This is a genomic window from Diaphorobacter sp. MNS-0, from assembly GCF_019602835.1.
In the GTDB taxonomy this organism is placed as follows: domain Bacteria; phylum Pseudomonadota; class Gammaproteobacteria; order Burkholderiales; family Burkholderiaceae_C; genus Diaphorobacter; species Diaphorobacter nitroreducens.
This window is the reverse complement of record NZ_CP080761.1, coordinates 3,178,371-3,200,316: the sequence shown is the minus strand read 5'-3', so window position 1 is coordinate 3,200,316 and position 21,946 is coordinate 3,178,371. Positions and strand designations below refer to the sequence as shown.

Annotated in this window: 23 protein-coding genes; 17 read left to right on the top strand and 6 right to left on the bottom strand. The window is 68.3% G+C overall.

Annotated features, from left to right (window positions below; translation table 11 throughout):
• Positions 1-11: 11 nt before the first annotated feature.
• Positions 12-740 (bottom strand): ComF family protein, encoded by a 729-nt coding sequence (locus K2L43_RS15290; protein WP_220637920.1) that lies wholly within the window; start codon positions 738-740, stop codon positions 12-14.
• A gap of 35 nt (positions 741-775) precedes the next feature.
• Here K2L43_RS15290 and K2L43_RS15285 point away from each other — a divergent pair, with 35 nt between their 5' ends.
• From K2L43_RS15285 to K2L43_RS15255, 7 genes are all read left to right on the top strand, one after another.
• Positions 776-1,684 carry a class I SAM-dependent methyltransferase gene (locus K2L43_RS15285; RefSeq protein ID WP_135149425.1) on the top strand — a complete coding sequence of 303 codons (909 nt, stop codon included), beginning with the start codon at positions 776-778 and terminating at the stop codon, positions 1,682-1,684.
• Positions 1,685-2,107: 423 nt separating this feature from the next.
• Complete coding sequence (gene coxB / locus K2L43_RS15280; protein WP_015914165.1) at positions 2,108-3,277, top strand: cytochrome c oxidase subunit II; 1,170 nt, start codon at positions 2,108-2,110, stop codon at positions 3,275-3,277.
• Between the two features lie 32 nt (positions 3,278-3,309).
• Positions 3,310-4,944 (top strand): cytochrome c oxidase subunit I, encoded by a 1,635-nt coding sequence (ctaD, locus tag K2L43_RS15275; protein WP_220637919.1) that lies wholly within the window; start codon positions 3,310-3,312, stop codon positions 4,942-4,944.
• A gap of 17 nt (positions 4,945-4,961) precedes the next feature.
• Entirely contained in the window at positions 4,962-5,072 is a 111-nt protein-coding gene (locus K2L43_RS15270; protein WP_011806633.1) for a cytochrome oxidase small assembly protein, read from the top strand.
• A 15-nt stretch (positions 5,073-5,087) separates the two neighbouring features.
• Complete coding sequence (locus K2L43_RS15265) at positions 5,088-5,708, top strand: cytochrome c oxidase assembly protein (RefSeq protein WP_011806632.1); 621 nt, start codon at positions 5,088-5,090, stop codon at positions 5,706-5,708.
• Positions 5,705-5,914 (top strand): DUF2970 domain-containing protein, encoded by a 210-nt coding sequence (locus K2L43_RS15260; RefSeq protein ID WP_220637918.1) that lies wholly within the window; start codon positions 5,705-5,707, stop codon positions 5,912-5,914. The genes K2L43_RS15265 and K2L43_RS15260 overlap by 4 nt, the downstream gene beginning before the upstream one ends.
• A 58-nt stretch (positions 5,915-5,972) precedes the next feature.
• Positions 5,973-6,854, top strand: a complete 882-nt coding sequence (locus K2L43_RS15255) for a cytochrome c oxidase subunit 3 (RefSeq protein WP_220637917.1) — start codon at positions 5,973-5,975, stop codon at positions 6,852-6,854.
• A 177-nt stretch (positions 6,855-7,031) separates the two neighbouring features.
• On the opposite strand, the gene K2L43_RS15250 is transcribed toward K2L43_RS15255, so the two are convergent.
• On the bottom strand, positions 7,032-7,256 hold the full coding sequence (locus K2L43_RS15250) for a twin transmembrane helix small protein (RefSeq protein WP_187305989.1): 225 nt from the start codon (positions 7,254-7,256) through the stop codon (positions 7,032-7,034).
• Positions 7,257-7,271: 15 nt separating this feature from the next.
• Here K2L43_RS15250 and K2L43_RS15245 point away from each other — a divergent pair, with 15 nt between their 5' ends.
• From K2L43_RS15245 to K2L43_RS15220, 6 genes are all read left to right on the top strand, one after another.
• Positions 7,272-8,048, top strand: coding sequence for an SURF1 family protein (locus K2L43_RS15245; RefSeq protein ID WP_220637916.1), 777 nt, complete (start codon positions 7,272-7,274; stop codon positions 8,046-8,048).
• Positions 7,990-8,739 (top strand): hypothetical protein, encoded by a 750-nt coding sequence (locus K2L43_RS15240; protein WP_011806627.1) that lies wholly within the window; start codon positions 7,990-7,992, stop codon positions 8,737-8,739. Before K2L43_RS15245 ends, K2L43_RS15240 begins: the two co-directional genes overlap by 59 nt.
• Positions 8,736-9,935 carry a heme A synthase gene (locus tag K2L43_RS15235; protein ID WP_220637915.1) on the top strand — a complete coding sequence of 400 codons (1,200 nt, stop codon included), beginning with the start codon at positions 8,736-8,738 and terminating at the stop codon, positions 9,933-9,935. Before K2L43_RS15240 ends, K2L43_RS15235 begins: the two co-directional genes overlap by 4 nt.
• Positions 9,932-10,852: a heme o synthase gene (gene cyoE / locus K2L43_RS15230; protein WP_011806625.1), complete on the top strand. Its 921-nt coding sequence runs from the start codon at positions 9,932-9,934 to the stop codon at positions 10,850-10,852. Before K2L43_RS15235 ends, cyoE begins: the two co-directional genes overlap by 4 nt.
• Positions 10,853-10,909: 57 nt before the next feature.
• Positions 10,910-11,473, top strand: coding sequence for an SCO family protein (locus K2L43_RS15225; RefSeq protein ID WP_015914157.1), 564 nt, complete (start codon positions 10,910-10,912; stop codon positions 11,471-11,473).
• 215 nt (positions 11,474-11,688) lie between these two features.
• A complete protein-coding gene (locus tag K2L43_RS15220; RefSeq protein ID WP_220637914.1) occupies positions 11,689-13,512 on the top strand; it encodes a bifunctional diguanylate cyclase/phosphodiesterase in 1,824 nt (607 codons plus the stop codon).
• Between the two features lie 21 nt (positions 13,513-13,533).
• On the opposite strand, the gene K2L43_RS15215 is transcribed toward K2L43_RS15220, so the two are convergent.
• From K2L43_RS15215 to rpoH, 3 genes are all read right to left on the bottom strand, one after another.
• The gene (locus K2L43_RS15215) at positions 13,534-14,316 is read right to left on the bottom strand and encodes a Crp/Fnr family transcriptional regulator (RefSeq protein WP_220637913.1); all 783 of its coding nucleotides are present in this window, start codon (positions 14,314-14,316) and stop codon (positions 13,534-13,536) included.
• A 247-nt stretch (positions 14,317-14,563) separates the two neighbouring features.
• The gene (locus K2L43_RS15210; RefSeq protein ID WP_103737130.1) at positions 14,564-15,574 is read right to left on the bottom strand and encodes a tripartite tricarboxylate transporter substrate binding protein; all 1,011 of its coding nucleotides are present in this window, start codon (positions 15,572-15,574) and stop codon (positions 14,564-14,566) included.
• A gap of 127 nt (positions 15,575-15,701) precedes the next feature.
• Positions 15,702-16,637: an RNA polymerase sigma factor RpoH gene (gene rpoH, locus K2L43_RS15205; protein WP_220637912.1), complete on the bottom strand. Its 936-nt coding sequence runs from the start codon at positions 16,635-16,637 to the stop codon at positions 15,702-15,704.
• A gap of 190 nt (positions 16,638-16,827) precedes the next feature.
• Here rpoH and cutA point away from each other — a divergent pair, with 190 nt between their 5' ends.
• Positions 16,828-17,190 carry a divalent-cation tolerance protein CutA gene (gene cutA, locus K2L43_RS15200; protein WP_220637911.1) on the top strand — a complete coding sequence of 121 codons (363 nt, stop codon included), beginning with the start codon at positions 16,828-16,830 and terminating at the stop codon, positions 17,188-17,190.
• 50 nt (positions 17,191-17,240) lie between these two features.
• Here cutA and ftsY read toward each other — a convergent pair whose 3' ends face one another.
• Complete coding sequence (gene ftsY / locus K2L43_RS15195) at positions 17,241-18,389, bottom strand: signal recognition particle-docking protein FtsY (RefSeq protein ID WP_196995883.1); 1,149 nt, start codon at positions 18,387-18,389, stop codon at positions 17,241-17,243.
• A 29-nt stretch (positions 18,390-18,418) separates the two neighbouring features.
• On the opposite strand from ftsY, the gene K2L43_RS15190 reads away from it, so the two are divergent.
• From K2L43_RS15190 to rsmD, 3 genes are read left to right on the top strand one after another with little or no spacing between them, the layout of a single operon-like run.
• On the top strand, positions 18,419-19,873 hold the full coding sequence (locus K2L43_RS15190) for a pitrilysin family protein (RefSeq protein ID WP_220637910.1): 1,455 nt from the start codon (positions 18,419-18,421) through the stop codon (positions 19,871-19,873).
• Positions 19,874-19,888: 15 nt separating this feature from the next.
• Positions 19,889-21,271, top strand: coding sequence for a pitrilysin family protein (locus tag K2L43_RS15185; protein WP_220637909.1), 1,383 nt, complete (start codon positions 19,889-19,891; stop codon positions 21,269-21,271).
• Positions 21,268-21,891 (top strand): 16S rRNA (guanine(966)-N(2))-methyltransferase RsmD, encoded by a 624-nt coding sequence (gene rsmD, locus K2L43_RS15180; protein WP_220637908.1) that lies wholly within the window; start codon positions 21,268-21,270, stop codon positions 21,889-21,891. Before K2L43_RS15185 ends, rsmD begins: the two co-directional genes overlap by 4 nt.
• Positions 21,892-21,946: the final 55 nt, after the last annotated feature.

Here is a 21,946-nt window from a genome sequence, read left to right as displayed (position 1 = left end):
ATGCCCGCGCGTCACGGCGTGCGGGCCAGCACCAGCGCGCAGACCTGCAGCGCACCCGCATCGCGCAAGGGCGCTGCGGCCGCATGCAGCGTGGCGCCGGTGGTCATCACGTCGTCCACCAGCAGCACCCGCTTGCCGGCCAGTTGCGCGGCCCGCAGCGGGTCGGGCACGAAGGCGCCGCGCAGGTTGCGCAGCCGTTCGGCACGCGCCAGGTGGCTCTGCGCCTCGGTATCGCGCACGCGCAGCAGCATCCGCGCGTGCACCTGTGGATGGCCCAGCGCGCGCGCCAGCAGCAGGGCCTGGTTGTAGCCGCGCTGGCGCAATCGCTCGGGTGACAGCGGCACGGGCAACACCAGGTCGGCCTGGGCCAGCGCTGCCTGCGCGCCTGGGGCACGCGCCATCAGTTGCGCCAGGGCGCCGGCCCAGCCGGGCTCCGCATGGAACTTGAACTGGGCCAGCAGGTCGGCCCAAGGAAAGGCGTAGCTCACCGCGGCCACGCAGGCATTCAGCGGCGGAGGGTGGCGCAGGCAGTCGCCGCACTGCGCGACGCCGTGGGGCAGCAACCGCGCGCAGGTGGCGCAGCGCGGGAGCGGCGGAGCAAACTGCATGCGGCAGGCGTCGCACACGGGGCGCGCGGGCCAGGCATGGCAGACCGCGCAGCGGCTGGGCACTGCCGCGCCCATGCGGGCCAGGCCGCGCGATATCCCTGCCAGGTGCGTGGCCAGATGCGTGAATAGCATGGGCTCAATATACTCGCGGCCATTTGCGGCCCGCCATGTCCGAACACCTTCCGCCCACCATCGACCCGGTTGCCGCTGCACGCTGGCATGCCATGGTGCCCGAGGTCTCGCCCTGGTTGCACGAAGAGGTGGCGCAGCGCATGCAGGAGCGGCTGCAGTGGATAGTGCAGGCGCCGCAGGCCTGGTGCGACTGGGATCCGCTGCGCGGCGGCGTGCAGGGCCATGGCCTGGTGGGGCAGCATTTCGAACAAGCCACCAGCCATATCACCGAGACTTCATCACCCGCGGGGGAGGCGCTGGCGCGCGTGCGCTTCGCAAAGCCCTGGTGGAGCCCCGCGCGCTGGTCCGCGGCGGCGCCGCGCTTCGGGGTGCCGCCCGAGGGCAGCGTCCAGATGCTGTGGTCCAACATGGCCCTGCACATGGCGGCGGACCCGCAGGCGCTGATCACCCAGTGGCATCGGGCACTGGCGGTGGACGGTTATCTGATGTTCTCGTGCCTGGGCCCTGACACGCTGCGCGAGCTGCACGCGCTGTATGCCGAGCTGGGCTGGCCCGCCGCCGGCCACGCCATGACCGACATGCACGACTGGGGCGACATGCTGGTGCATGCGGGGTTTGCCGAGCCTGTCATGGACATGGAACGCATCACGCTCACCTTTGCCACGCCCGAGCGGCTGCTGCAGGAGCTGCGCGGCCTGGGGCGCAACCTGCATCCGCAGCGCTTTCCCGCGTTGCGCGGGCGCCACTGGCGCCAGCGACTGGAAGAGGCGCTGGCCCAGCGGCTGGCCGATCCTCGCCATGAGGGGCAGCTTGCATTGACCTTCGAGGTCGTCTACGGCCATGCCTTCAAGCCCGCGCCCCGCGTGCGCGTGGAGGGCAGCAGCGCGGTGTCGCTGCAGGACATGCGCGCCATGCTCCACGCAGGACGCACGCTGCCGCGCTGAGGGGGCTGCAGCGCAATTTGCGCTGTCAATGACCTCAATCAATGCAGGCTACAATTCTTTAAGATTGCAGATTCGGAACTCTCTTGGCGCGCCTGCATCGGGTGGTCGCCCGCGGCCGGCGTCGCGTCTTCTGGAGTTCTGATGGCGCCACGCGGCGCCCTCAGGCCTCCTTTCTGCGTCACTTCTTGGCAGTGTTCTCTCGGGACTAACGTGTATTGCAGCCATGTCCCGTGCTGGGCATGCTGAATGCGATCAAGAGAGTCCGTGTTGGATTGCGGAGACAACAGGCTGCCAGGAAAGCGGTCTGGACTGATTGGTGAAAGCGGGTGCACGGCATGCCCGCATGGCTTTGTGCGCCGCCTGACCCCACGCAGGCGCGCACCGAGGGATTGGTCAATTGGAGCTTAGAAGTAAGTGAGAACTATGAAGAGCATTTCCAACAAGCTGGCTTCTGGGCTGCTGATGGCCGGAGCATGGGTGGGCACGGCGGCCCATGCGGTTCAGAGCCTGCCCGGCGGCCCGGCGGTGAACCAGCTGAACTTGCACCCCCCCGTGACCAAGATCGCCGAGGAGCAGCACTTCCTGCATTGGATGATGCTCATCATCTGCACGGTGATCTTCGTCGGCGTGTTCTCGGTGATGTTCTATTCGATCTGGAAGCACCGCAAGTCGCGCGGCGCCCAGGCCGCCAATTTCCACGAGTCCGTCACCGTCGAGGTGGTCTGGACGGTGATCCCCTTCATCATCGTGGTTCTCATGGCCCTGCCGGCCACCAAGGTGCTGGTGGCGCAAAAGGACACGACCAATGCCGACCTCACGGTGAAGGTGACCGGCTACCAGTGGAAGTGGGGCTACGACTATCTGTCGGGCGAGGGCGAGGGCCTGTCTTTCATCTCCACGCTGGACAGCAGCCATCGCCGGATGTCCGACAGCGGCAACGTGGCCAACGCGCCAGCCGACTACCTGCTGAAGGTGGACGCACCCCTGGTGGTGCCGGTGGGCAAGAAGGTGCGCGTGATCACCACGGCCAACGACGTGATCCACGCCTTCATGGTGCCGGCATTCGGCATCAAGCAGGACGCGATCCCCGGCTTCGTGCGCGACACCTGGTTCCGCGCGGAAAAGGTGGGTGACTACTACGGCCAGTGCGCCGAGTTGTGCGGCAAGGAGCACGCCTACATGCCGATCCACGTCAAGGTAGTGTCCGCACAGGAATACACGCAGTGGGTGGATGGCGAGAAGAAGAAGGCCGCCGCCAAGCTGGACGATCCCAGCAAGGTCTGGACGCTGGACGCGCTGCTGCCGCGCGGCGAGAAGGTCTACGCTGCCAACTGCGCCGCCTGTCACCAGGCCAACGGCAAGGGGGCCGGCCCCATCAAGCCGCTGGACGGTTCGGCCATCGTCACAGACGCCGACCACGCCAAGCAGATCCAGGTGGTGCTCAAGGGCGCTGCCAACGGCGCCATGCCCGCCTGGGCGCAGCTCAGCGACACCGATCTGGCCGCCGTGGTGACCTACACCAAGAACGCCTGGTCCAACAAGACGGGTCAGCTGGTGCAGCCGTCTGAAATCGTGGCCCAGCGAGGCAAGTGAACCGCAACGCCCAACGCATTGAGGAATCGAACATGAGCGCAGTTCTGGACAATCACGGGCACGCCGGCGGCCACGCACACGACCACGGTGATCACCATCACGGCCCCACCGGCTGGCGCCGTTGGGTGTTTGCCACCAACCACAAGGACATCGGGACGCTGTACCTGCTGTTCTCGTTCACCATGCTGATGATCGGCGGCGTGCTCGCGCTGCTGATCCGTGCCGAGCTGTTCCAGCCCGGGCTGCAGGTGGTGAACCCCGAGCTGTTCAACCAACTCACCACCATGCACGGGCTGATCATGGTGTTCGGCGCCATCATGCCGGCCTTCGTGGGCTTTGCGAACTGGATGATTCCGCTGCAAATTGGCGCGTCCGACATGGCGTTTGCGCGCATGAACAACTTCAGCTTCTGGCTGCTGATTCCGGCGGCGCTGCTGCTGGTGGGCTCGTTCTTCATGCCCGGCGGCGCACCGGCTGCGGGCTGGACGCTGTATGCGCCGCTGACGCTGCAAATGGGCCCGTCCATGGACGCCGGCATTTTTGCCATGCACATCATGGGCGCCAGCTCCATCATGGGGGCGATCAACATCATCGTCACCATTTTGAACATGCGCGCGCCGGGCATGACGCTGATGAAGATGCCCATGTTCGCCTGGACCTGGCTGATCACCGCCTACCTGCTGATCGCCGTGATGCCGGTGCTGGCAGGCGCCATCACCATGACGCTGACCGACCGCCACTTTGGCACCAGCTTCTTCAACCCCGCCGGCGGCGGCGACCCGGTGATGTACCAGCACATCTTCTGGTTCTTTGGCCACCCCGAGGTGTACATCATGATCTTGCCGGCCTTTGGCATCGTCAGCCAGGTGGTGCCGGCGTTCAGCCGCAAAAAGCTGTTCGGCTATGCGTCGATGGTGTATGCCACCTCGTCGATTGCCATCCTGAGCTTCATCGTCTGGGCGCACCACATGTTCACCACCGGCATGCCGGTGACGGGCCAGCTGTTCTTCATGTACGCCACCATGCTGATCTCGGTACCCACGGCGGTGAAGATTTTCAACTGGGTGGCCACCATGTGGCGCGGCTCCATGACCTTCGAAACGCCCATGCTCTGGGCCGTGGGCTTCATCTTCGTGTTCACCATCGGCGGCTTCACGGGCCTGATCCTGGCCATGGCGCCGATCGATATCCAGCTGCAGGATACCTACTACGTGGTGGCCCACTTCCACTACGTGCTGGTGGCCGGTTCGTTGTTCGCCATGTTCTCGGCCTACTACTACTGGAGCCCCAAGTGGACGGGCATCATGTACTCGGAGACGCGCGGCAAGATCCACTTCTGGGGCTCGCTGATCACCTTCAACATCACCTTCTTCCCCATGCACTTTCTGGGGTTGGCGGGCATGCCGCGCCGCTATGCCGACTACCCCATGCAGTTTGCCGACTTCAACGCGCTGGCGTCCGTCGGGGCACTGGGCTTTGGACTGATGCAGGTGTACTTCTTCCTGTTCGTCGTGCTGCCGGCCATGCGCGGGCGGGGCGTGAAGGCGCCGCAAAAGCCCTGGGAAGCCGCTGAAGGCCTCGAATGGGAAGTGCCGTCGCCCGCGCCATTCCACACCTTTGAAGTGCCGCCCAAGCTGGACGCTACGGCCACGCGGGTGATCGGCTGACATTGCGGGAGATCGCCATGACCACGCCGGAGCAAAAAAAATCCAACCTGCGCATGGCGCTGATCCTGGCGTCGGTGGCGGCGGTGTTCTTCATCGGATTCATGGTGAAGATCGCCTGGCTGCATTGACGAAAGGGCGGGACCATGGGTGCGCGTAGCGAGAACCTGAAGATGGTGGGCAAGCTGGCCGTGGTGACGATCGGCATGTTCGCCTTCGGCTACGTGCTGATCCCGATCTACAAGCACATTTGCGAGATGACGGGCATCAACATCTTGTCGCTGTCGGAGCGGCAGGTGCCCGGCAACGGCACGGCCGGCCGCAACGCCCAGGTGCCCGCCAACAGCCAGGTGGACAAGACCCGCCTCATCACTGTGGAGTTCGATGCGAACGCGCGTGGTCCGTGGCAGTTCCGGCCCGCGCAGCGCTCCGTGCAGGTGCACCCGGGCGAGCTGGCCACGGTGATGTACGAGTTCCAGAACGTGCAGGACCGCCGCATGGCCGCGCAGGCCATCCCCAGCTATGCGCCGCGCCAGGCGGCCGCCCACTTCACCAAGCTGGAGTGCTTCTGCTTCAACCAATACACCCTGGAGCCCGGCGAGAAGAAGGAATGGCCCGTGGCCTTCGTGATCGACCCGCGCCTGTCCAAGGACGTCACCACGATCACGCTGTCCTACACCTTCTTCGAAGTCGGCGGCAAGACGCCGGCCGCGCCCCAGTCCACGGCCGCCGCACTGCCGGCGACTTCCGCGGAGGCCGGTTCATGAGCCCCACGCCCCCGCGTCCGCCGCGCAAGGGATCGCTGTTGCGCACCCTGCGTGCCGTGGCATGGTCGCTGATCGGGTTGCGCAAGGGGGATCAGTACCAGCGCGACCAGGAGATGCTGCAGCCGCTGCACATCGTGTTCGTGGGATTGGTCGCTCTGTTTGTGCTGGTGCTGCTGCTGATCGGACTGGTGAACTGGATTGCTTGAGGCCTGCCGCCGCTGATAACAACGAGACAACCGAGAACTTTGAGAACGAGGAGCTGAAATGAGTGCATCTACCCACGGCACGACGCCTTACTACTACGTCCCCGCGGAGTCTCGCCACCCCGTGCTGGCGGCGGCGGGGTTGTTCTTTGTCCTCCTCGGCGCGAGCCAGTGGATCAACGGCCATGACTGGGGCAAGTATTCGCTGGCCTTCGGCCTGGCGTGGTGGCTGTTCGTGCTGTACCAGTGGTTCCGCGATGCTGCGCGCGAGAGCGAGGGCGGGCTGTATGGCCGCAAGATCGACATCTCGTACCGCTGGAGCATGAGCTGGTTCATCTTCTCGGAGGTGATGTTCTTCGGCGCTTTCTTCACCGCGCTGTGGTGGGCGCGTGCGCACTCCGTGCCGGCCCTGGGCAGCCTGGACAACGCGCTGCTGTGGCCCGACTTCAAGGCGGTCTGGCCCAGCCTGGCGGCCGGGGCGACCGCCTCGCCGGCCAACACCGTGGAGCCGTTCCAGACCGTGGGCCCATTCTGGCTGCCCACCATCAACACCGCGCTGCTGCTGACGTCGGGCGTCACGCTCACCATCGCCCACCATGCGCTGCGCGAAGGCCAGCGCGCCAAGACCATCGCCTTCATGTGGGCCACGGTGCTCCTGGGCTTTGTCTTTTTGTGCGTGCAGGGCTACGAGTACTTTCACCTCTACACCGACCTGAACCTCAAGCTCACCTCAGGCGTGTTCGGTTCCACCTTCTTCATGCTCACGGGCTTTCACGGTTTCCACGTGTTCGTGGGCATGCTGATGCTGCTGTTCATCACGCTGCGCCTGCACAGCGGCCACTTCACGGCCGAGCGCCACTTCGGCTTCGAGGGCGCGGCCTGGTACTGGCACTTCGTGGACGTGGTCTGGCTGGGCCTGTACATCCTGGTGTATTGGATGTAATCCCGTCTCCGGATCGGGAAAAAGCGCCGCAAGGCGCTTTTTTTACGCGGAGGTGGTTGCTTCAAAAACAGGAGCTGCCTGCGCTTGATAGATAAGCACTTTGGATATAAATACTATTGAAAGCCCTGTGCACCAAGCGCAAGGCGCTCACTTTTTTGATGGCCATCGGCGTGCGCCTCAGCGCACTGCGGCGGGCAGCCCGGTTGGCTGGATGTACCCCAGCTTCCAGGCCAGCAGCAGGCACAGGAACAGCACGATGGACAGCCCCACGCGCAGCCCCAGCGCGCGGGCCATGCGCTTGCCCTGCTGCTGGTCGTCGCCCTTGCCGCGCATCATGAAAAACAGCGCCGAGCCCAGGCTTGCGATGATGGCGAGAAACGCCAATGCCACCAGAATCTTCATGAGGCCCATTATCCGGTGAACCCTGCCCGACAACCCTTCGGCCTGCGCTTCTGGCTGGTGACCCTCGCGGCGCTGGTCGCCATGGTGGTGACCGCGTCCCTGGGCCGCTGGCAGCTATCGCGTGCCGCGCAGAAGACCGCGCTGCAGGCGGCCATGGACGAACGCCAGTCCCGCGCACCGCTGCAGGGTGCCGAACTGGCACAGGCGCTGCAGTCGGCATCGCAGGAGGCCACCGCGCCGCTGCTGCACCGCCGCGCCGAGCTGCGCGGCCAGTGGCTGCCCGAGGCCACGGTGTTCCTGGAGAACCGCCAGATGTACGGGCGTCCGGGCTTTTTCGTGTTCACGCCCCTGCAACTGGCGGACAGCCCGCGCGTGGTGCTGGTGCAGCGCGGCTGGGCGCCGCGCAACTTCCTGGAGCGCACGCGCCTGCCGGAGATCACCACCCCTGCCGGACCAGTGCAGTTGGAGGGGCGGCTCGCTGGCCCGCCGGCGCGGCTGTACGAGTTCACCCCCACCGCCCAGGGCGAGGGGTCTTCGCGCATCCGGCAGAATCTGGACCTGGCCGCCTATGGGGCCGAGACCGGCCTGGCGCTGGCGCCCCTGACCGTCGTGCAGACCGGCGCCGCCAGCGACGGGCTGCAGCGCGACTGGGCGCCCATCGACAGCGGCGTCGACAAGCATTACGGCTACGCATTCCAATGGTTCGGGCTTTGCTGCCTGGTGGCAATCCTCTATGTCTGGTTCCAATTCGTCCGACGCTTCCTTCGCCCAGGCCGCCAGCGTGGTGCCTGAGACCGGCGGCCAGCAGCCGCTGGGCCTCACGGTGCACAGCCTGCCCCAGGCCGGCGATGCCATGGCGGCGCTGCAGCGCTCGCGCAGCGGCCGCTGGCAGATGCTGGGGCTGTTGCTGGTGTGCGCGGCGCCCGTGATCGCTTCGTACTTCACCTATTACGTGCTGCGTCCCGAGGGCCGGCGCAACTTTGGTGAGCTCATCGAACCCCAGCGCGCCTTGCCCGCGCAGGCCGCAGCCACCGCATTGGACGGCACGGCGCATACGCTGGGCGAGCTGCGTGGCCAGTGGCTGCTGGTGAGCGTCGCACCCGGCGCCTGCGACGACGGCTGCCGCAACAACCTGTACCTGCAGCGCCAGTTGCGCGAAACCATGGGCCGCGAGAAGGAGCGCATGGACTGGGTCTGGCTGGTGTCCGACGGCGCCGTGCCCCCGGCGGAGATCGCCCCCGGCCTGCAGGGCGCCACCGTGCGCCGCGTGGATGCCGCCACCTTGGCCACCTGGCTGCAACCCGCGCCCGGCCATACGCTGGAAGAACACCTGTACGTCGTAGACCCGCAGGGCCACTGGATGATGCGCTTTCCCGCGCGGCTGGACCGCGCTGGCGCGGCCAAGGCCAAGCGCGACCTGGACCGGCTGCTGCGCGCCTCAGCATCATGGGACCAGCCGGGCCGCTTGCAGGAGGCCCCGTGACGGACATGCAGCCGCTGTACGACCTGGCGCCGGCCCTGGAGCTGATGGCCCTGGGCATCGTGATCGCCCTGGGCCCGCTGGCCTGGGTGTGGTGGCGCGGGCGGGGCGGCACACCGGTGCGGCGTCTGCAGGCGCTCACCGTGCTCACGCTGTTCCTCACCTTCGACCTGGTGCTGTTCGGCGCCTTCACGCGTCTGACGGACTCCGGCCTGGGCTGCCCCGACTGGCCGGGCTGCTACGGCAACGCCAGCCCGGTGGGCGCGCGTGCGGAGATCTCCGCCGCACAGGAAGCCATGCCCACCGGCCCCGTCACCCACGGCAAGGCCTGGGTGGAGATGATCCACCGTTACCTTGCCACCGGCGTGGGCGTGCTGATCATCGCGCTCACCGTGGGCGCGTGGCGCCAACGCCGCGCAGCCGCACAGTTGCCTCAGTTGGCAGGGGCGGCGCCCGCGCTGAGCCCCTGGTGGCCCACCGCCACGCTGGTGTGGGTGTGCCTGCAGGGCGCTTTCGGCGCGCTCACGGTGACCATGAAGCTGTTCCCGGCCATCGTCACGCTACACCTCATCGGCGGGCTGGTGCTGTTGGCGCTGCTGTGCGTGCAGGCCGTGCGCCAGACGCAGATGACGCAGGGCGTGGTGCCCGTGGCGCTGCCACGCGGCCTGCGCTGGCTGCTGGGCGTGACGGCGGCGCTGGTGGCGCTGCAGGTCGTGCTGGGGGGCTGGGTCAGCACCAATTACGCGGTGCTGGCCTGCACCACTTTCCCGCAGTGCCAGGGCAGCTGGTGGCCCGACATGGCGTTTGCCGAGGGCTTTCAGGTCTGGCGCGCGCTGGGCCTGCTGCAGGACGGCAGCCACATCAGCTTCGCCGGGCTCACGGCCATCCATTACGTGCACCGGCTCGCGGCCTACCTGGTGCTGGCGGCGCTGGTGGTGCTGGCCTGGCGCCTGCGCCGCGCGGGCGTGTTGCGCGACCCGGCGCGCTGGCTCGCAGGCCTGGCGCTGCTGCAGTTTGTCACCGGCCTGTCCAACGTGGTGCTGGACTGGCCGCTGGTGGCCGCCGTGCTGCACACGGGCGGCGCTGCCGCGTTGGTGGTGGTGCTGACCTGGGCGCTCACGGCCAGCCGCGGCACCGCCGGCGCCACGGCTTCGCAGCCGCGCGCCGGTGCCGATTCCGTCGAGAGAGTTTCCGCATGAGTGCCGCTCCTGCTCCCGCCCCCGCCGCCGCAGCGCCGCGCGCTCTGCCGTCGCGGCTGTCCCAGTTCTACGCGCTGACCAAGCCGCGTGTGGTGCAGCTCATCGTGTTCTGCGCCTTCATCGGCATGGTGCTGGCCGTGCCGGGCATGCCCAGCGGCGCGCAGTGGGCGTTGATGGCCGTGGCCAGCGCGGGCATCTGGCTCGTGGCTGGTGCGGCGGCGGCGTTCAACTGCATCGTGGAGCAGGGCATCGACGCCAAGATGAAGCGCACGGCCTGGCGCCCCACGGCCAAGGGCGAGCTGTCCAACACGCAGACGCTGCTGTTCTCGGCGCTGCTGTGCGCGGCGGGCTCGGCGCTGCTGTACTGGTGGGTCAACCCGCTGACCATGTGGCTGACGTTCGCCACGTTTGTCGGCTATGCGGTGATCTACACGGTGATCCTCAAGCCGCTCACGCCGCAGAACATCGTGATCGGCGGCGCCAGCGGCGCCATGCCGCCCGTGCTGGGCTGGGCCGCGATGACTGGCGAGGTGGGCCCCGAGGCACTGATCCTGTTCCTCATCATTTTCCTGTGGACGCCGCCACACTTCTGGGCACTGGCGCTGTACCGCGTGGAGGACTATCGCAAGTCCGGCCTGCCCATGCTGCCCGTCACCCACGGCAACGAGTTCACGCGCCTGCAGGTGTTTCTCTATACCTTGATCCTGTTCGCAGGCTGCCTCATGCCTTTCGTGTACGGTATGAGTTCGTGGATCTACCTTGCAGCCGCCGTGGTGCTGAGCGCGGGCTTTTGCCTGTACGGCTTCCGGCTGTGGCGCGACTACTCCGACACGCTGGCGCGCAAGACCTTTCGTTTCTCGCTGATCCACCTGAGCCTGCTGTTCGCGGCGCTGCTGGTGGACCACTACCTCCTGTGAAGCAAGCTTATGGATAAACGTGATGCTCTGAAAAAAATAGCTGCTGGCGCTCTCTGGATGGGCGTTGCAGGCACTTTTGCCGCGTGTTCTCCGAAGGCGCCCAAGTTCCAGGGGGTGGACCTCACGGGTGCCGAGTACGCGCGCGACCTGCAGTTGACCGACCACAACGGCCAGCCGCGCAGCCTCAAGGACTTCGCGGGCAAGGTGGTGGTGGTGTTCTTCGGCTACACGCAATGCCCGGACGTTTGCCCCACGTCGATGTCCGAACTGGCCGACGTCAAGCGCGCCCTGGGCGCGGACGGCGACAAGCTGCAAGGCATCTTCGTCAGCGTGGACCCCGAGCGCGACACGCCCGAGGTACTCAAGGCCTACATGGCCAACTTCGATCCCAGCTTCCTCGCGCTGCGCGGCACGCCCGAGCAACTGGCCGCCGTGGCCAAGGACTTCAAGATCTACTACAAGCGCGTGGAGGGCCAGACCCCCACGAGCTACACCATGGACCATTCCGCCGGCAGCTATGTCTATGACCCTGCCGGCCGCCTGCGCGTGTACCACCGCTACGGCAGTGGGGCACAGAGCCTGGCGGCCGACGTGCGCGCTCTGCTGGACGAAACCCGCTGATTCCACGCGCTCCACGCGCCCAGGGGCTGGCGTGTGGCAAAAACCACATTGCCCGTAGGGCCTGAATTGACGTGTGCGTCACCTTGGGTGGCGATAGGCGCCAGGAGAGCGTCGCGCCTGCCTAGAGTGCACAGTGGCTGGCCGCCAGGCGCATCGACGGTGATGGCGCAGGCGCCGGCCACGGCCTCAACCTACCGACGCCCTACCGACGCGCCATGGATTCCTTTGCCCCTGCCGCCCGCCCCCGGTCCGAGGACGGCGTGACGCACCCGCCGCCCCATCGGACCGATGACGCCGCCGACGACAGTGCGGCGGCCTTCCTGCAGCGCATCGGCAGCCTGAGCGCGGGAACGCTGGAGCGCGCTGCCATGGATGCGGCGCCCGACGGCATCGTGCTGGCCGACCGACAGGGCCGCATCCTCATGGTCAACGCCCCCATGGAGACCATCAGCGGCTACACCAACGCGCAGTTGTGCGGCCAGTCCATCGACCTGCTGGTGCCGGTGCACGCGCGGCCCGAGCATGGCCAGCATATGCAGCGCTACCACCAGTCTCCCAGCCGCCGGCCCATGGGCATGGGGCGCGACCTGTGGTTGCAGCGACGCGACGGTAGCCAGGTGCCGGTGGACATCGCCCTCGGCCATTCCTCCTCCCACGGGGGTACGGTGGTGGCTTTTGTGCGCGACGTCTCCGACCTGCGGCGCCTGGAGGCGCGCATGCACTACCAGGCCACGCACGACACGCTGACCGGCCTGCTCAACCGCTGGAAGTTCGGCCAGCGGCTGGAACAGGCGATCGCGGAGCAGGCGGGAGCGCAAAGCCCGCCCTTCGCGCTGCTGCTGCTCGATCTGGACGACTTCAAAGCCATCAACGATGGCTACGGCCATGCCGCCGGCGACCAGGTGCTGCAGGAGGTTGCGCGGCGCCTGCGGGGTGCGCTGGGCACGGGCGACATCCTTGCGCGCCTGGGCGGCGACGAGTTCACCGTGCTGTTGCCCGGTGTGGCCTGCGCCGCGCAGGCCGAGGGCGTGGCCGCGCGGCTGATGCAGGCGCTGTGCGTGCCCTGCCGCGTGCAGGGGTTCGAACTGAACTTCGGCGCCAGCATGGGCATCGCGCTGTGCCCGCAGGATGCGGGCGACGCCGCCACGTTGCTGCGCTATGCCGACATGGCCATGTACCACGCCAAGCACCGCGGGCGCGCCAACTTCGCGTTCTACGCTCCGTCCATGGGCCGCAAGATGGCCGAGAAGATCCAGTTGCACGACCGGCTCAAGCTGGCCCTGGCCTACGGCGGGCTGACGCTGCATTACCAGCCGCAGGTCGATGTGGCCACCAACCGCATGGTGGGTGTGGAGGCCCTGCTGCGCTGGCACGACCCGCAGCTGGGCGAGGTGTCGCCCGAGCGCTTCGTGCCCGTGGCGGAGGCCACGGGACTGATCCTGGAGTTGGGCGCCTGGGTCATGGCCGCGGCCTGTCGCCAGATCGCGGCGTGGGAGCGCCAGGGCATGCGTTTGCGCGTGGCAGTGAACCTGTCCGCCCAGCAGCTGCGGCAGACAGACCTCGTCGAGCAGGTGGCGCGCAACCTGCGCATCCACCATGTCCCGCCCGAGTTGCTGGAACTGGAGGTGACCGAGTCGGAAGCCCTGGCCGACCCCGAGCAGGCCTGCCAGGTGCTGAACGAGCTGCGCGCGCTGGGCGTGGCCGTGGCGCTGGACGACTTCGGCACGGGCCACTCGTCGCTGGCCTACCTCAAGCGCCTGCCGGTGTCGCACATCAAGGTGGACCGGGAATTCATGCGCAACGTGCCTGCCAGCGGAGGCGACACCACGCTGGTGCGCGCCGTGGTCGCGCTGGCGCACACCATGGGGCTGCGGGTGGTCGTGGAGGGCGTGGAAACGCACGAGCAGCTGCAGTTTTTGCGCGAGATGCAGTGCGCCTGCTACCAGGGCTGGCTGTTTGCCAAGGCGCTGGCGCCCGACGACGTGGCCCTGCTGTACGCGGCCGGTGCCGACGTGGCGGCGGAAGGTGCGCTGGGCTGAGGTGCCGGCAGCGACGCTGGCTTACAGCGCGGCGTGCACCGGCGCTTGCGCCGCAGGGGTGGTGCGCGCAGCCGCACGCGCCTGGTACAGGTTGGCCGCCGAGCGGCGGCCGCCGCGCGTGAGCGCCAGCAGCGGCGCGCGCTGGATCTCGCAGTGCCAGCGGTCGCGCCGCAGCACGCCTTGCTCCTGCGCCAGCAGCGCCAGGGCGCGCGCCACGGACTCGCGCGTGGTGGCGAGCAGGGCAGCCAGCACCGTATGGCTGGGCAGGCGCACCAGCGTGCTGCGCTGCAGCTCGGCCAGTTGCAGCAGCGCGCCCGCCAGTTGGCCCACCACGCCGCGGATGCGGGCGATGCGGCCCCAGTCGGCCAGGCGCGCGTTGGCGTTCAGTTGTTCGCGCGCCAGTTCCAGCAGGAATTCGCCTTGGAACTGGCGACCGGCCCCCAGCAGGGGCGCCAGGTCCAGTTGGCAGACGCGCCCCGGCGTGACCGCCACGTAGGACAGGTCCGCCGGCTGCTGCAGCAGCGCGGGGGCGCCCAGGGCCTCGCAGCAGCCCGCCATGCCTACGGGGTGCTCCACTCCATCGTCGCCGCGGCGTTGCACCAGCAGCGTACCGATCTTGACCACCTGCACACTGTGGATGCTCTCGCCCTGGCGCTGCAGCATCTCGCCCTTGCGAAAGTGCCGTTCCGTCAGGTGCCCGCGCCAGCCCGCGCGCGTTTGCGGGTCCAGGCGGCCCAGCAGGCACTGCTGCTGGCAGGCGCAGTCGTTGCAGGTATGGCCGCCGGAGGACGGATGGTCGGTCATGAGTACAAGCCAAAATGGGCTTCAGCGCTTGTCTGGTAAGCGATGGAAGCTATGAATACCGTAGCGCCTCGCGGAGGGCCGGTCAACGGCCTCGAGTGCTGGGGATTGGCGGAGAGTGTGCAAGGCGGGGCCGTCCTGCCCCGTGACCTAGGTCAACGTTTGGGACCAAGTGCCTGCACTGCGCGCCCCCGGCCGCGCCCCCGGCCGGCCCTTACCGGCGTGGCCGCCGCGCTGCGGCGGTGCGCGGTCACTCGGCGCGGATGCCCTGTTCGCGGATGACGCGGCTCATGGTGGCCGTGTCGGCCTGGATCCGGTTGGCCAGCCCCTCGGCCGACGAGCCAATGGCCTGCCAGCCCTGCTGGAACAGCTTGGCGCGCACTTCCGGGCTGCGGGCGATCTCGCCGATCACGCGGGACAGCCGTGCGCGCACCGGGGCGGGCATGGACGCGGGTGCGGCAAAGGCGTTCCAGATCTCCAGCTGGAAGTCGTGCACGCCGGCCTCCGCCAGGCTGGGCACCTCAGGCGCCAGCGTGCTGCGGCCCGCGGAGGTCACGCCGATCAGGCGCAGCTTGCCCGCCCGTGCCTGGGCCTGCGCGAGCGCGGGCGGCAGCAGCGCCATTTGCAACTGGCCACCCAGCATGGCGGTGGCTACCTGCGGGTAGCCGGGGTAGGGTACGTGCACCGGTGCAATGCCGGTGCGCGCCTTGAGCAGCTCGGTGCCCAGGTGGCCTACGGTGCCCACGCCGGGGGTGCCGTAGCTCCAGCGGTCGCCCGCGGTGCGCGCGGCCTGCAAGAAGGCGCGTGCGTCGGCGCCCGCGGGCACGTCGGGCTGGTTTACGGGAGCGGTCAGGACCAGGGGCGATACGCCGATCAGCGACAGCGGCGCGAAGTCCTTCATGGGGTCGTAGGGCACGTGCGCGTTGAGCAGCTTGGCGATCGTCAGGTTGCCGTTGATGAACAGGCCGATGGTGTGGCCGTCCTGCGCCTTGGCGACCGCATCGGCGCCGATGTTGCCGCCCGCACCCACCTTGTTTTCCACGACCACGGGTTGGCCCAGGGCCTGGGACAGTGGCTCGGAGAAGGTGCGCGCCGTCAGGTCGGGCGAAGAACCCGGTGGGAAGCCCACGATGATGCGCAGGGGCTTGGCGGGCCAGCCGGGGGTGGCGGGCGCGGCATCCTTCTGGGCCACGGCGGCGCCGCAGGCCGAAGCCAGGGCCAGTGCCAGCAGGCCGCGGCGGGCGAGGGGGTGGGGGAACATGGGTGGCGATCTCCAGGTCTGGGCCGGGCAGCCAGGTGCGGCCCCGCCGGCAAAGAAAAAGGCGCGTAGCCGGTGAGGGCTGCGCGCCTGGATTATCTGCCCGCGATCCGGGCTGCTGGGCGAAGGCTCAGGCGTACTCGGCCAGCGCCTTCTTCATCTTTTTCATGGCGGCCACCTCGATCTGGCGGATGCGCTCCGCGCTCACGCCGTACTCGGCCGCCAACTCGTGCAGTGTCATGCCGCCCGAGCCATCGTCGTTCACCTGCAGCCAGCGCTGCTCCACGATGCGGCGGCTGCGTGCGTCCAGGCTGTCCAGGGCGGTGGCAATACCGTCCGTGGCCAGCGCGTCACGCTGGCGCGACTCGATCATGGCGGTGGGCTCATGGCCCGCGTCGGCGAGGTAGGCGATGGGGCCAAAGGCCTGCTCGCCGTCGTCGCTGGGAGCGGGGTCCAGCAGCACGTCGCCACCGGACAGGCGCGTTTCCATCTCGATGACTTCCTCGCGCTTCACGTTGAGCTGCTCGGCCACCAAGTCGATCTCGTGGTCGGATAAGGTCTCGCGGTGCGTGTCGGCGTCCAGCGCGTCGGCCTTGAAGCCCTGCTTCATGGAGCGCAGGTTGAAGAACAGCTTGCGCTGCGCCTTGGTCGTTGCCACCTTGACCATGCGCCAGTTCTTCAGGATGTACTCGTGGATCTCGGCCTTGATCCAATGCATGGCGTAGCTCACCAGGCGAACGCCCTGGTCAGGGTCAAAGCGCTTGACGGCCTTCATCAGGCCCACGTTGCCCTCCTGGATGAGGTCGCCATGCGGCAGGCCGTAACCCAGGTACTGGCGCGAGATGGACACGACCAGGCGCAGGTGCGACAGCACCAGGCGGCTGGCAGCCTCGACATTGTTGTCATCCTTGAGCTGGCGCGCGTAGCGCTGCTCCTCCTCCTGCGTGAGCAGGGGAAGGCGGTTGACGGCGGAGATATAGGCGTCCAGGTTGCCCAGCGGGGGAACCAGCGCCCACGGGTTCGCGGGCGAGAGGGTCGTCACGGAGGTTGCAGTCTGGAGTGCCATATCGGTAGTCCTTTCTTCCATGCAAATCATATTAGCACTCCATTGGATAGAGTGCTAAAGGCATAGTTCCCCTACGGATGTAGGAAATAACCACCAAGAGGCGCAACGACGGCCCTTAAAACGCAGGTGCGGCTGCTTCCCCGCGCGTCAAGGGCCGTTGTGCAGTTACGCCTTGTGCCAGACTTCGATCATGACATCTTCCCCAGACGCCCAGATCGCCGTTGTGACCACCACCGTGGGCGACGCCGCCGCCGCACACCGACTGGCCAGCGGCGCTGTCCAGGCGCGCCTGGCCGCCTGCGTGCAGGTGGAGGCCATCACCTCGCACTATGTCTGGCAGGGGGTGCAGCAGGCGGAAGCAGAGTGGCGGCTGGTGTGCAAGACGCTGTTGTCTGCCGCGCCCGCCTTGCGGGACTGGCTGCGTGCCCAGCACCCCTACGAAGTGCCGCAACTGCTCACCCATGCCGTGCAGGCAGAGCAGGACTATGTGCTGTGGGTGGCGCAGCAGGTGGACCCGGCCTCGATAGCCGGGCCTGCTCAAGCGCCGCGTTGAAGCAATGGCTGGCGGATGCCGCCTGCATCCGCCCACAGGGGGTAACTATCTCAGGTCAGCAGGGCCTGGGCGAATTCGCGTGCGCTGAAGGTCTCCAGGTCTTCCACTTTCTCGCCCACGCCAATGAAGTACACGGGCACGGGCCGCTCCTGCGCGATGGCGGCCAGCACGCCGCCCTTGGCCGTGCCGTCCAGTTTGGTGACGATCAGGCCGGTGAGTTGAAGCGCGTCGTCGAACGCGCGCACCTGCGCCAGGGCGTTCTGGCCGGTGTTGCCGTCGATCACCAGTAGCACCTCGTGCGGGGCGCTGGCATCGGCCTTGGTGACCACGCGGCGGATCTTCTTCAGCTCTTCCATCAGGTGCAGCTGCGTAGGCAGGCGGCCGGCGGTGTCCACCAGCACCACATCTTTGCCGCGCGCGCGGCCGGCGGTAACGGCGTCAAAGCTCACGGCGGCAGGGTCGCCCCCTTCCTGGCTGACGATCTCCACCGTGTTGCGCGTGGCCCAGACACCCAACTGCTCGCGCGCCGCGGCGCGGAAGGTATCGGCGGCGGCCAGCAGCACGCTCTCGCCATGGTCGGCCAGGTGCTTGGTGAGCTTGCCGATGGAGGTGGTCTTGCCCGCGCCGTTCACGCCGGCCACCATGATCACGGTGGGTGTGTGCTCGCCGATCACCAGCGGCTTTTCCAGCGGCCGCAGCAGGTCGGCCAGCGCATCGGCCAGCAGTCCCTTTACGGCAGCAGGCTCGGTGGTCTTGGTCTCTTTCACGCGGCGCTTGAGGTCCTCCAGCAGGTGCTGTGTGGCTTTCACCCCGGTGTCGGCCATGAGCAGGGCTTCCTCCAGTTCGTCGTACAGCGCGTCGTTGATCTGCGTGCCCGTGAAGACGGTCGCGATGCTGCTGCCGGTCTTGCGCAGGCCGGATTTCAGCCGGTCCATCCAGCCCTGGCGTGCGCCCCCGGGCTTCGGGGTGGGCTCGGGGACGGCAAGGGGCACGTCGATGGCTGCGGGGGCGCCGGCCGAAGGGGCAGCCGGCTCCGCCACGCTGGTGGCGCCTGCGCCAAAGGGCTTGCGCAGCCAGCCGAATGCTCCGCCACTGGCGGGGGCGTCGGCTGCGGGCGGCGCCGCAGGGCTGGCCACGTCCTCGGGTGCAAGGGCGGGTTCGGCGGGGGCGGGCGATTTTTTCTTGAAAAAACTGAACATTGGCGGGTTCTTAGAATCGCAGCCATTCTATGAAACGCGCTATCACCCTTGTGGGCCTGCTGGCCTGTCTGCACGCCTGGGCGCAAAACCCGGCGCATGTATCCCAACCTGCTGCGTCTGCCGCGGCGGCGCACGCCCAGGCCACCACGGCCAGCGGTGCGCAGCAATTCACCCTGAAGAACGGCATGCAGCTCATCGTGCAGCCCGACCGGCGCGCGCCCACGGCGGTGCACATGGTCTGGTTGCGCGTAGGCGCCATGGACGAGGTGGACGGCACCTCGGGCGTGGCGCATGTGCTGGAGCACATGATGTTCAAGGGCTCGAAGGCCGTGCCGCCGGGCGAGTTCTCGCGCCGCGTGGCGGCGCTGGGCGGGCAGGAGAACGCCTTCACCAGCCGCGACTACACCGGCTACTACCAGCAGATCCCGGCCGGGCGGCTGGCCGACGTGATGCAGCTCGAATCCGACCGCTTCGCCCACAACCAGTGGCCCGACGCGGAGTTCACCAAGGAGATCGAGGTCGTCAAGGAAGAGCGCCGCATGCGCACCGAGGACCAGCCGCGCGCCGCGCTCATCGAGCAGCTGTTCGCCTCCACCTTCATCGCTTCGCCCTACCGTCGCCCGGTGGTGGGCTGGATGAGCGATCTGGACTCCATGACCCCCGACGACGTGCGCCGCTTTTACCGCGACTGGTACGTGCCCGGCAATGCCGCCGTGGTGGTGGCGGGCGACGTGGACCCGGCGCAGGTGCTGGCCCTGGCGGAGAAGACCTACGGCACCATTCCCGCACGTGCCCTGCCGGCGCGCAAGCCGCGCACCGAGCCGGCGCAGCAGGGCCTGCGCCGCATCGCCTTCAAGGCGCCGGCCGAGCAGGCCTACGTGGCGCTGGCCTTCCGCGTGCCGGGTGTCACGCGCCTGGAGGACATGACCGATGCCGACCGTGACGGCCTGGCGCTGCTGGTGCTGTCGGCCGTGCTCAGCGGCTACGACGGCGCGCGCCTGGAGCGAGCCCTCACGCAGGGTGCGGACCGTGTGGCCGACGGCGCGGACAGCCAGGCGTCCATCCTCGGGCGCGGACCGGCGCTGTTTCTCATGACCGGCGTGCCCGCCGCGGGCAAGACCTCGGCCCAGGTCGAGGAGGCGCTGCGCGCCGAGGTGGCCCGCGTGGCGCGCGAGGGCGTGAGCGAGGCCGAGCTCTCGCGCGTGAAAACGCAGTGGGCGGCCTCCACCATCTACGCGCGCGATTCGCTTTACAGCCAGGCCAGCGATCTGGGCAGCAACTGGGTGCAGGGCCTGCCGCTGGACGCGGACGAGCGCATGCTCAAGCTGCTGCGCGCGGTCACGCCGCAGCAGGTGCAATCCGTGGCGGCGCGTTACTTCGGCGACGATCAGCTCACCGTTGCCACGCTGCTGCCCCAGCCCGTGGCGGCAGGCACCAAGCGTGCCGCCCCAGCACCCGACGCTGCCGGTGGCCGCGTGCATTGAGCCAAGGTGTCAGCGATGTACAAAACTCTTAAAACGATAGCTGCTCGCGCCTTTCTGATAAGCGCTGGAGCCATTTTTTATACCCAATCCGCGTGGGCGCTGCTGCCCATCCAGCACTGGACCGAGCCCAGCGGCGCGCGCGTGTGGCTGGTGGAAAGCCCGGCCATTCCCATGGTGGATGTGCAGGTGGACTTCGATGCCGGCGCGCGCCGCGACCCTGCGGCCCAGGCGGGCCTGGCCGCGGCGGCCGCGCTCATGAGCTCCAAAGGCGTGACCGCGGGCGGGCCGAACGAGCCCCCGATGGACGAGAACGACCTGGGCGAGGCCTGGGCCGACCTGGGCGCCAGCTTCGAGGCGGGCGCCGAGCGCGACGGCCTGGCGTTCTCGCTGCGCTCGCTGACCGAGCCCGACTTGCTGGACCGTGCCGCGCGCCTGGCCGCGCGCCAGCTGGGCCAGCCCAGCTATGCACCGGACGTGTGGCAGCGCGAGCGGGCGCGCTGGAGCGCCGCCATCAAGGAGGCCGACACACGCCCCGGCACCGTGGCCAGCAAGGCCTTCAACGCCGCAGTGTTCGGCGGCCACCCTTACGGCCAGCGCGCCACGGCCGAGACACTGAACAACATCCAGCCGGCCGATCTGCAGGCTTTCCATGCCCAGTACCTGCAGGCCTGCCGTGCGCGGGTGAGCATCGTGGGAGCCCTCACGCGTTCCCAGGCGCAAACGTTGGTGCAGACGCTGCTGTCGCGCCTGCCTGCGCCCCAGGCCGGGGCCTGCGCGCCGTTGCCACCCGTGGCCGAGGTGCAGCCGCTGGCACGCGCCGTGCAGGTGGATGTGCCCTTCGCTTCGGCACAGGCCCATGTGCTCATCGGCCAGCCGGGCTTTGTGCGCCGGGATCCGGACTTCCTCGCGTTGCTGGTGGGCAACCACATCCTGGGTGGCAGTGGCTTCACCTCGCGCCTGACCAATGAGGTGCGCGAGAAGCGCGGCCTTTCCTACAGCGTGGGCAGCAGCTTCTCGCCTGGCCTGAACGCCGGGGCCTTCGTCGTCGGCCTGCAGACCCGGCCCGATCAGGCCGCCCAGGCCGTGCAGGTCACGCGCGACGTGCTCGCGCGCTTCGTGGCCGAAGGACCCACCGAGGCCGAACTGCGCGCCGCCAAGGACAACCTCGTCGGCGGCTTTGCACTGCGCATCGACAGCAACCGCAAGCTGCTGGCCAACGTGGTCAACATCGCCTGGAACGACCTGCCGCTGGACTACCTGGAGCACTGGACCGACCGCGTGGAGGCCCTCACCGTGGCCGACATCCGCGCCGCCCTGCAGCGCAAGCTGCAGCCCGAGCGCATGGTGACCGTCATCGTGGGCGCGCAGCCGGCCGCCACGGCAAAGGCCCGGCCATGAACCGGCGCGCCGCGGCGCCAGCCGCCCCGCGCACAGCCCGGCGTTCGGCAGTGCGTGCGCCCGCCAAGGGCGCCGGCGAGGTGCGCATCATCGGCGGGCAGTGGAAACGCACGCGCTTGCCCGTGCTGGACAAGCCCGGACTGCGCCCCACGCCCGACCGCGTGCGCGAAACGCTGTTCAACTGGCTGGGCCAGGACCTGACGGGCTGGCGCTGCCTGGATGCCTTTGCCGGCACGGGCGCCTTGGGTTTCGAGGCCGCATCGCGCGGCGCGGCCAGCGTGCTGCTGGTGGAGGGCGACGCCGCACTGGCCGCACAGCTGGAGACGCTGCGCCAGCGCCTGCAGACGAGCGCCGTGCGCGTACATCGGGGCGACGGCGTGGCCGCGCTGCGCCAGTGCGCGCCGGCCAGCATGCACCTGCTGCTCATCGACCCGCCGTTTGGCGGCGAGCTGTTCGCCCCCGCGCTGCAAGCAGCCGCACAGGCCGTGGCGCCCGACGGCTTCATCTACCTCGAGGCGCCCGCAGCCTGGACGCAGGAGCAGCTTGGCCCGCTGGGGTTGGTGCTGCACCGGCACCTGAAGGCGGGGGCCGTGCACGCGCACCTGCTCCACAAAGCCTGATTGCTATTGATATAGGAGCTGCTAGCGCTTGTTGGTAGGGCGCTGAAGGCTGATT

What these genes read in the sequence shown, in the direction of transcription:
- K2L43_RS15220 (WP_220637914.1), top strand. Translation starts at nt 11,689, where the DNA reads ATGGATTCCTTTGCCCCTGCCGCCCGCCCCCGGTCCGAGGACGGCGTG.
- K2L43_RS15240 (WP_011806627.1), top strand. Translation starts at nt 7,990, where the DNA reads ATGTCTGGTTCCAATTCGTCCGACGCTTCCTTCGCCCAGGCCGCCAGC.
- cyoE (WP_011806625.1), top strand. Translation starts at nt 9,932, where the DNA reads ATGAGTGCCGCTCCTGCTCCCGCCCCCGCCGCCGCAGCGCCGCGCGCT.
- K2L43_RS15265 (WP_011806632.1), top strand. Translation starts at nt 5,088, where the DNA reads ATGGGTGCGCGTAGCGAGAACCTGAAGATGGTGGGCAAGCTGGCCGTG.
- K2L43_RS15190 (WP_220637910.1), top strand. Translation starts at nt 18,419, where the DNA reads ATGAAACGCGCTATCACCCTTGTGGGCCTGCTGGCCTGTCTGCACGCC.
- K2L43_RS15290 (WP_220637920.1), bottom strand. Translation starts at nt 740, where the DNA reads ATGCTATTCACGCATCTGGCCACGCACCTGGCAGGGATATCGCGCGGC.
- rpoH (WP_220637912.1), bottom strand. Translation starts at nt 16,637, where the DNA reads ATGGCACTCCAGACTGCAACCTCCGTGACGACCCTCTCGCCCGCGAAC.
- K2L43_RS15270 (WP_011806633.1), top strand. Translation starts at nt 4,962, where the DNA reads ATGACCACGCCGGAGCAAAAAAAATCCAACCTGCGCATGGCGCTGATC.
- coxB (WP_015914165.1), top strand. Translation starts at nt 2,108, where the DNA reads ATGAAGAGCATTTCCAACAAGCTGGCTTCTGGGCTGCTGATGGCCGGA.
- K2L43_RS15215 (WP_220637913.1), bottom strand. Translation starts at nt 14,316, where the DNA reads ATGACCGACCATCCGTCCTCCGGCGGCCATACCTGCAACGACTGCGCC.
- K2L43_RS15285 (WP_135149425.1), top strand. Translation starts at nt 776, where the DNA reads ATGTCCGAACACCTTCCGCCCACCATCGACCCGGTTGCCGCTGCACGC.
- K2L43_RS15255 (WP_220637917.1), top strand. Translation starts at nt 5,973, where the DNA reads ATGAGTGCATCTACCCACGGCACGACGCCTTACTACTACGTCCCCGCG.
- K2L43_RS15225 (WP_015914157.1), top strand. Translation starts at nt 10,910, where the DNA reads ATGGGCGTTGCAGGCACTTTTGCCGCGTGTTCTCCGAAGGCGCCCAAG.
- ftsY (WP_196995883.1), bottom strand. Translation starts at nt 18,389, where the DNA reads ATGTTCAGTTTTTTCAAGAAAAAATCGCCCGCCCCCGCCGAACCCGCC.
- ctaD (WP_220637919.1), top strand. Translation starts at nt 3,310, where the DNA reads ATGAGCGCAGTTCTGGACAATCACGGGCACGCCGGCGGCCACGCACAC.
- rsmD (WP_220637908.1), top strand. Translation starts at nt 21,268, where the DNA reads ATGAACCGGCGCGCCGCGGCGCCAGCCGCCCCGCGCACAGCCCGGCGT.
- K2L43_RS15250 (WP_187305989.1), bottom strand. Translation starts at nt 7,256, where the DNA reads ATGAAGATTCTGGTGGCATTGGCGTTTCTCGCCATCATCGCAAGCCTG.
- K2L43_RS15260 (WP_220637918.1), top strand. Translation starts at nt 5,705, where the DNA reads ATGAGCCCCACGCCCCCGCGTCCGCCGCGCAAGGGATCGCTGTTGCGC.
- K2L43_RS15185 (WP_220637909.1), top strand. Translation starts at nt 19,889, where the DNA reads ATGTACAAAACTCTTAAAACGATAGCTGCTCGCGCCTTTCTGATAAGC.
- cutA (WP_220637911.1), top strand. Translation starts at nt 16,828, where the DNA reads ATGACATCTTCCCCAGACGCCCAGATCGCCGTTGTGACCACCACCGTG.
- K2L43_RS15210 (WP_103737130.1), bottom strand. Translation starts at nt 15,574, where the DNA reads ATGTTCCCCCACCCCCTCGCCCGCCGCGGCCTGCTGGCACTGGCCCTG.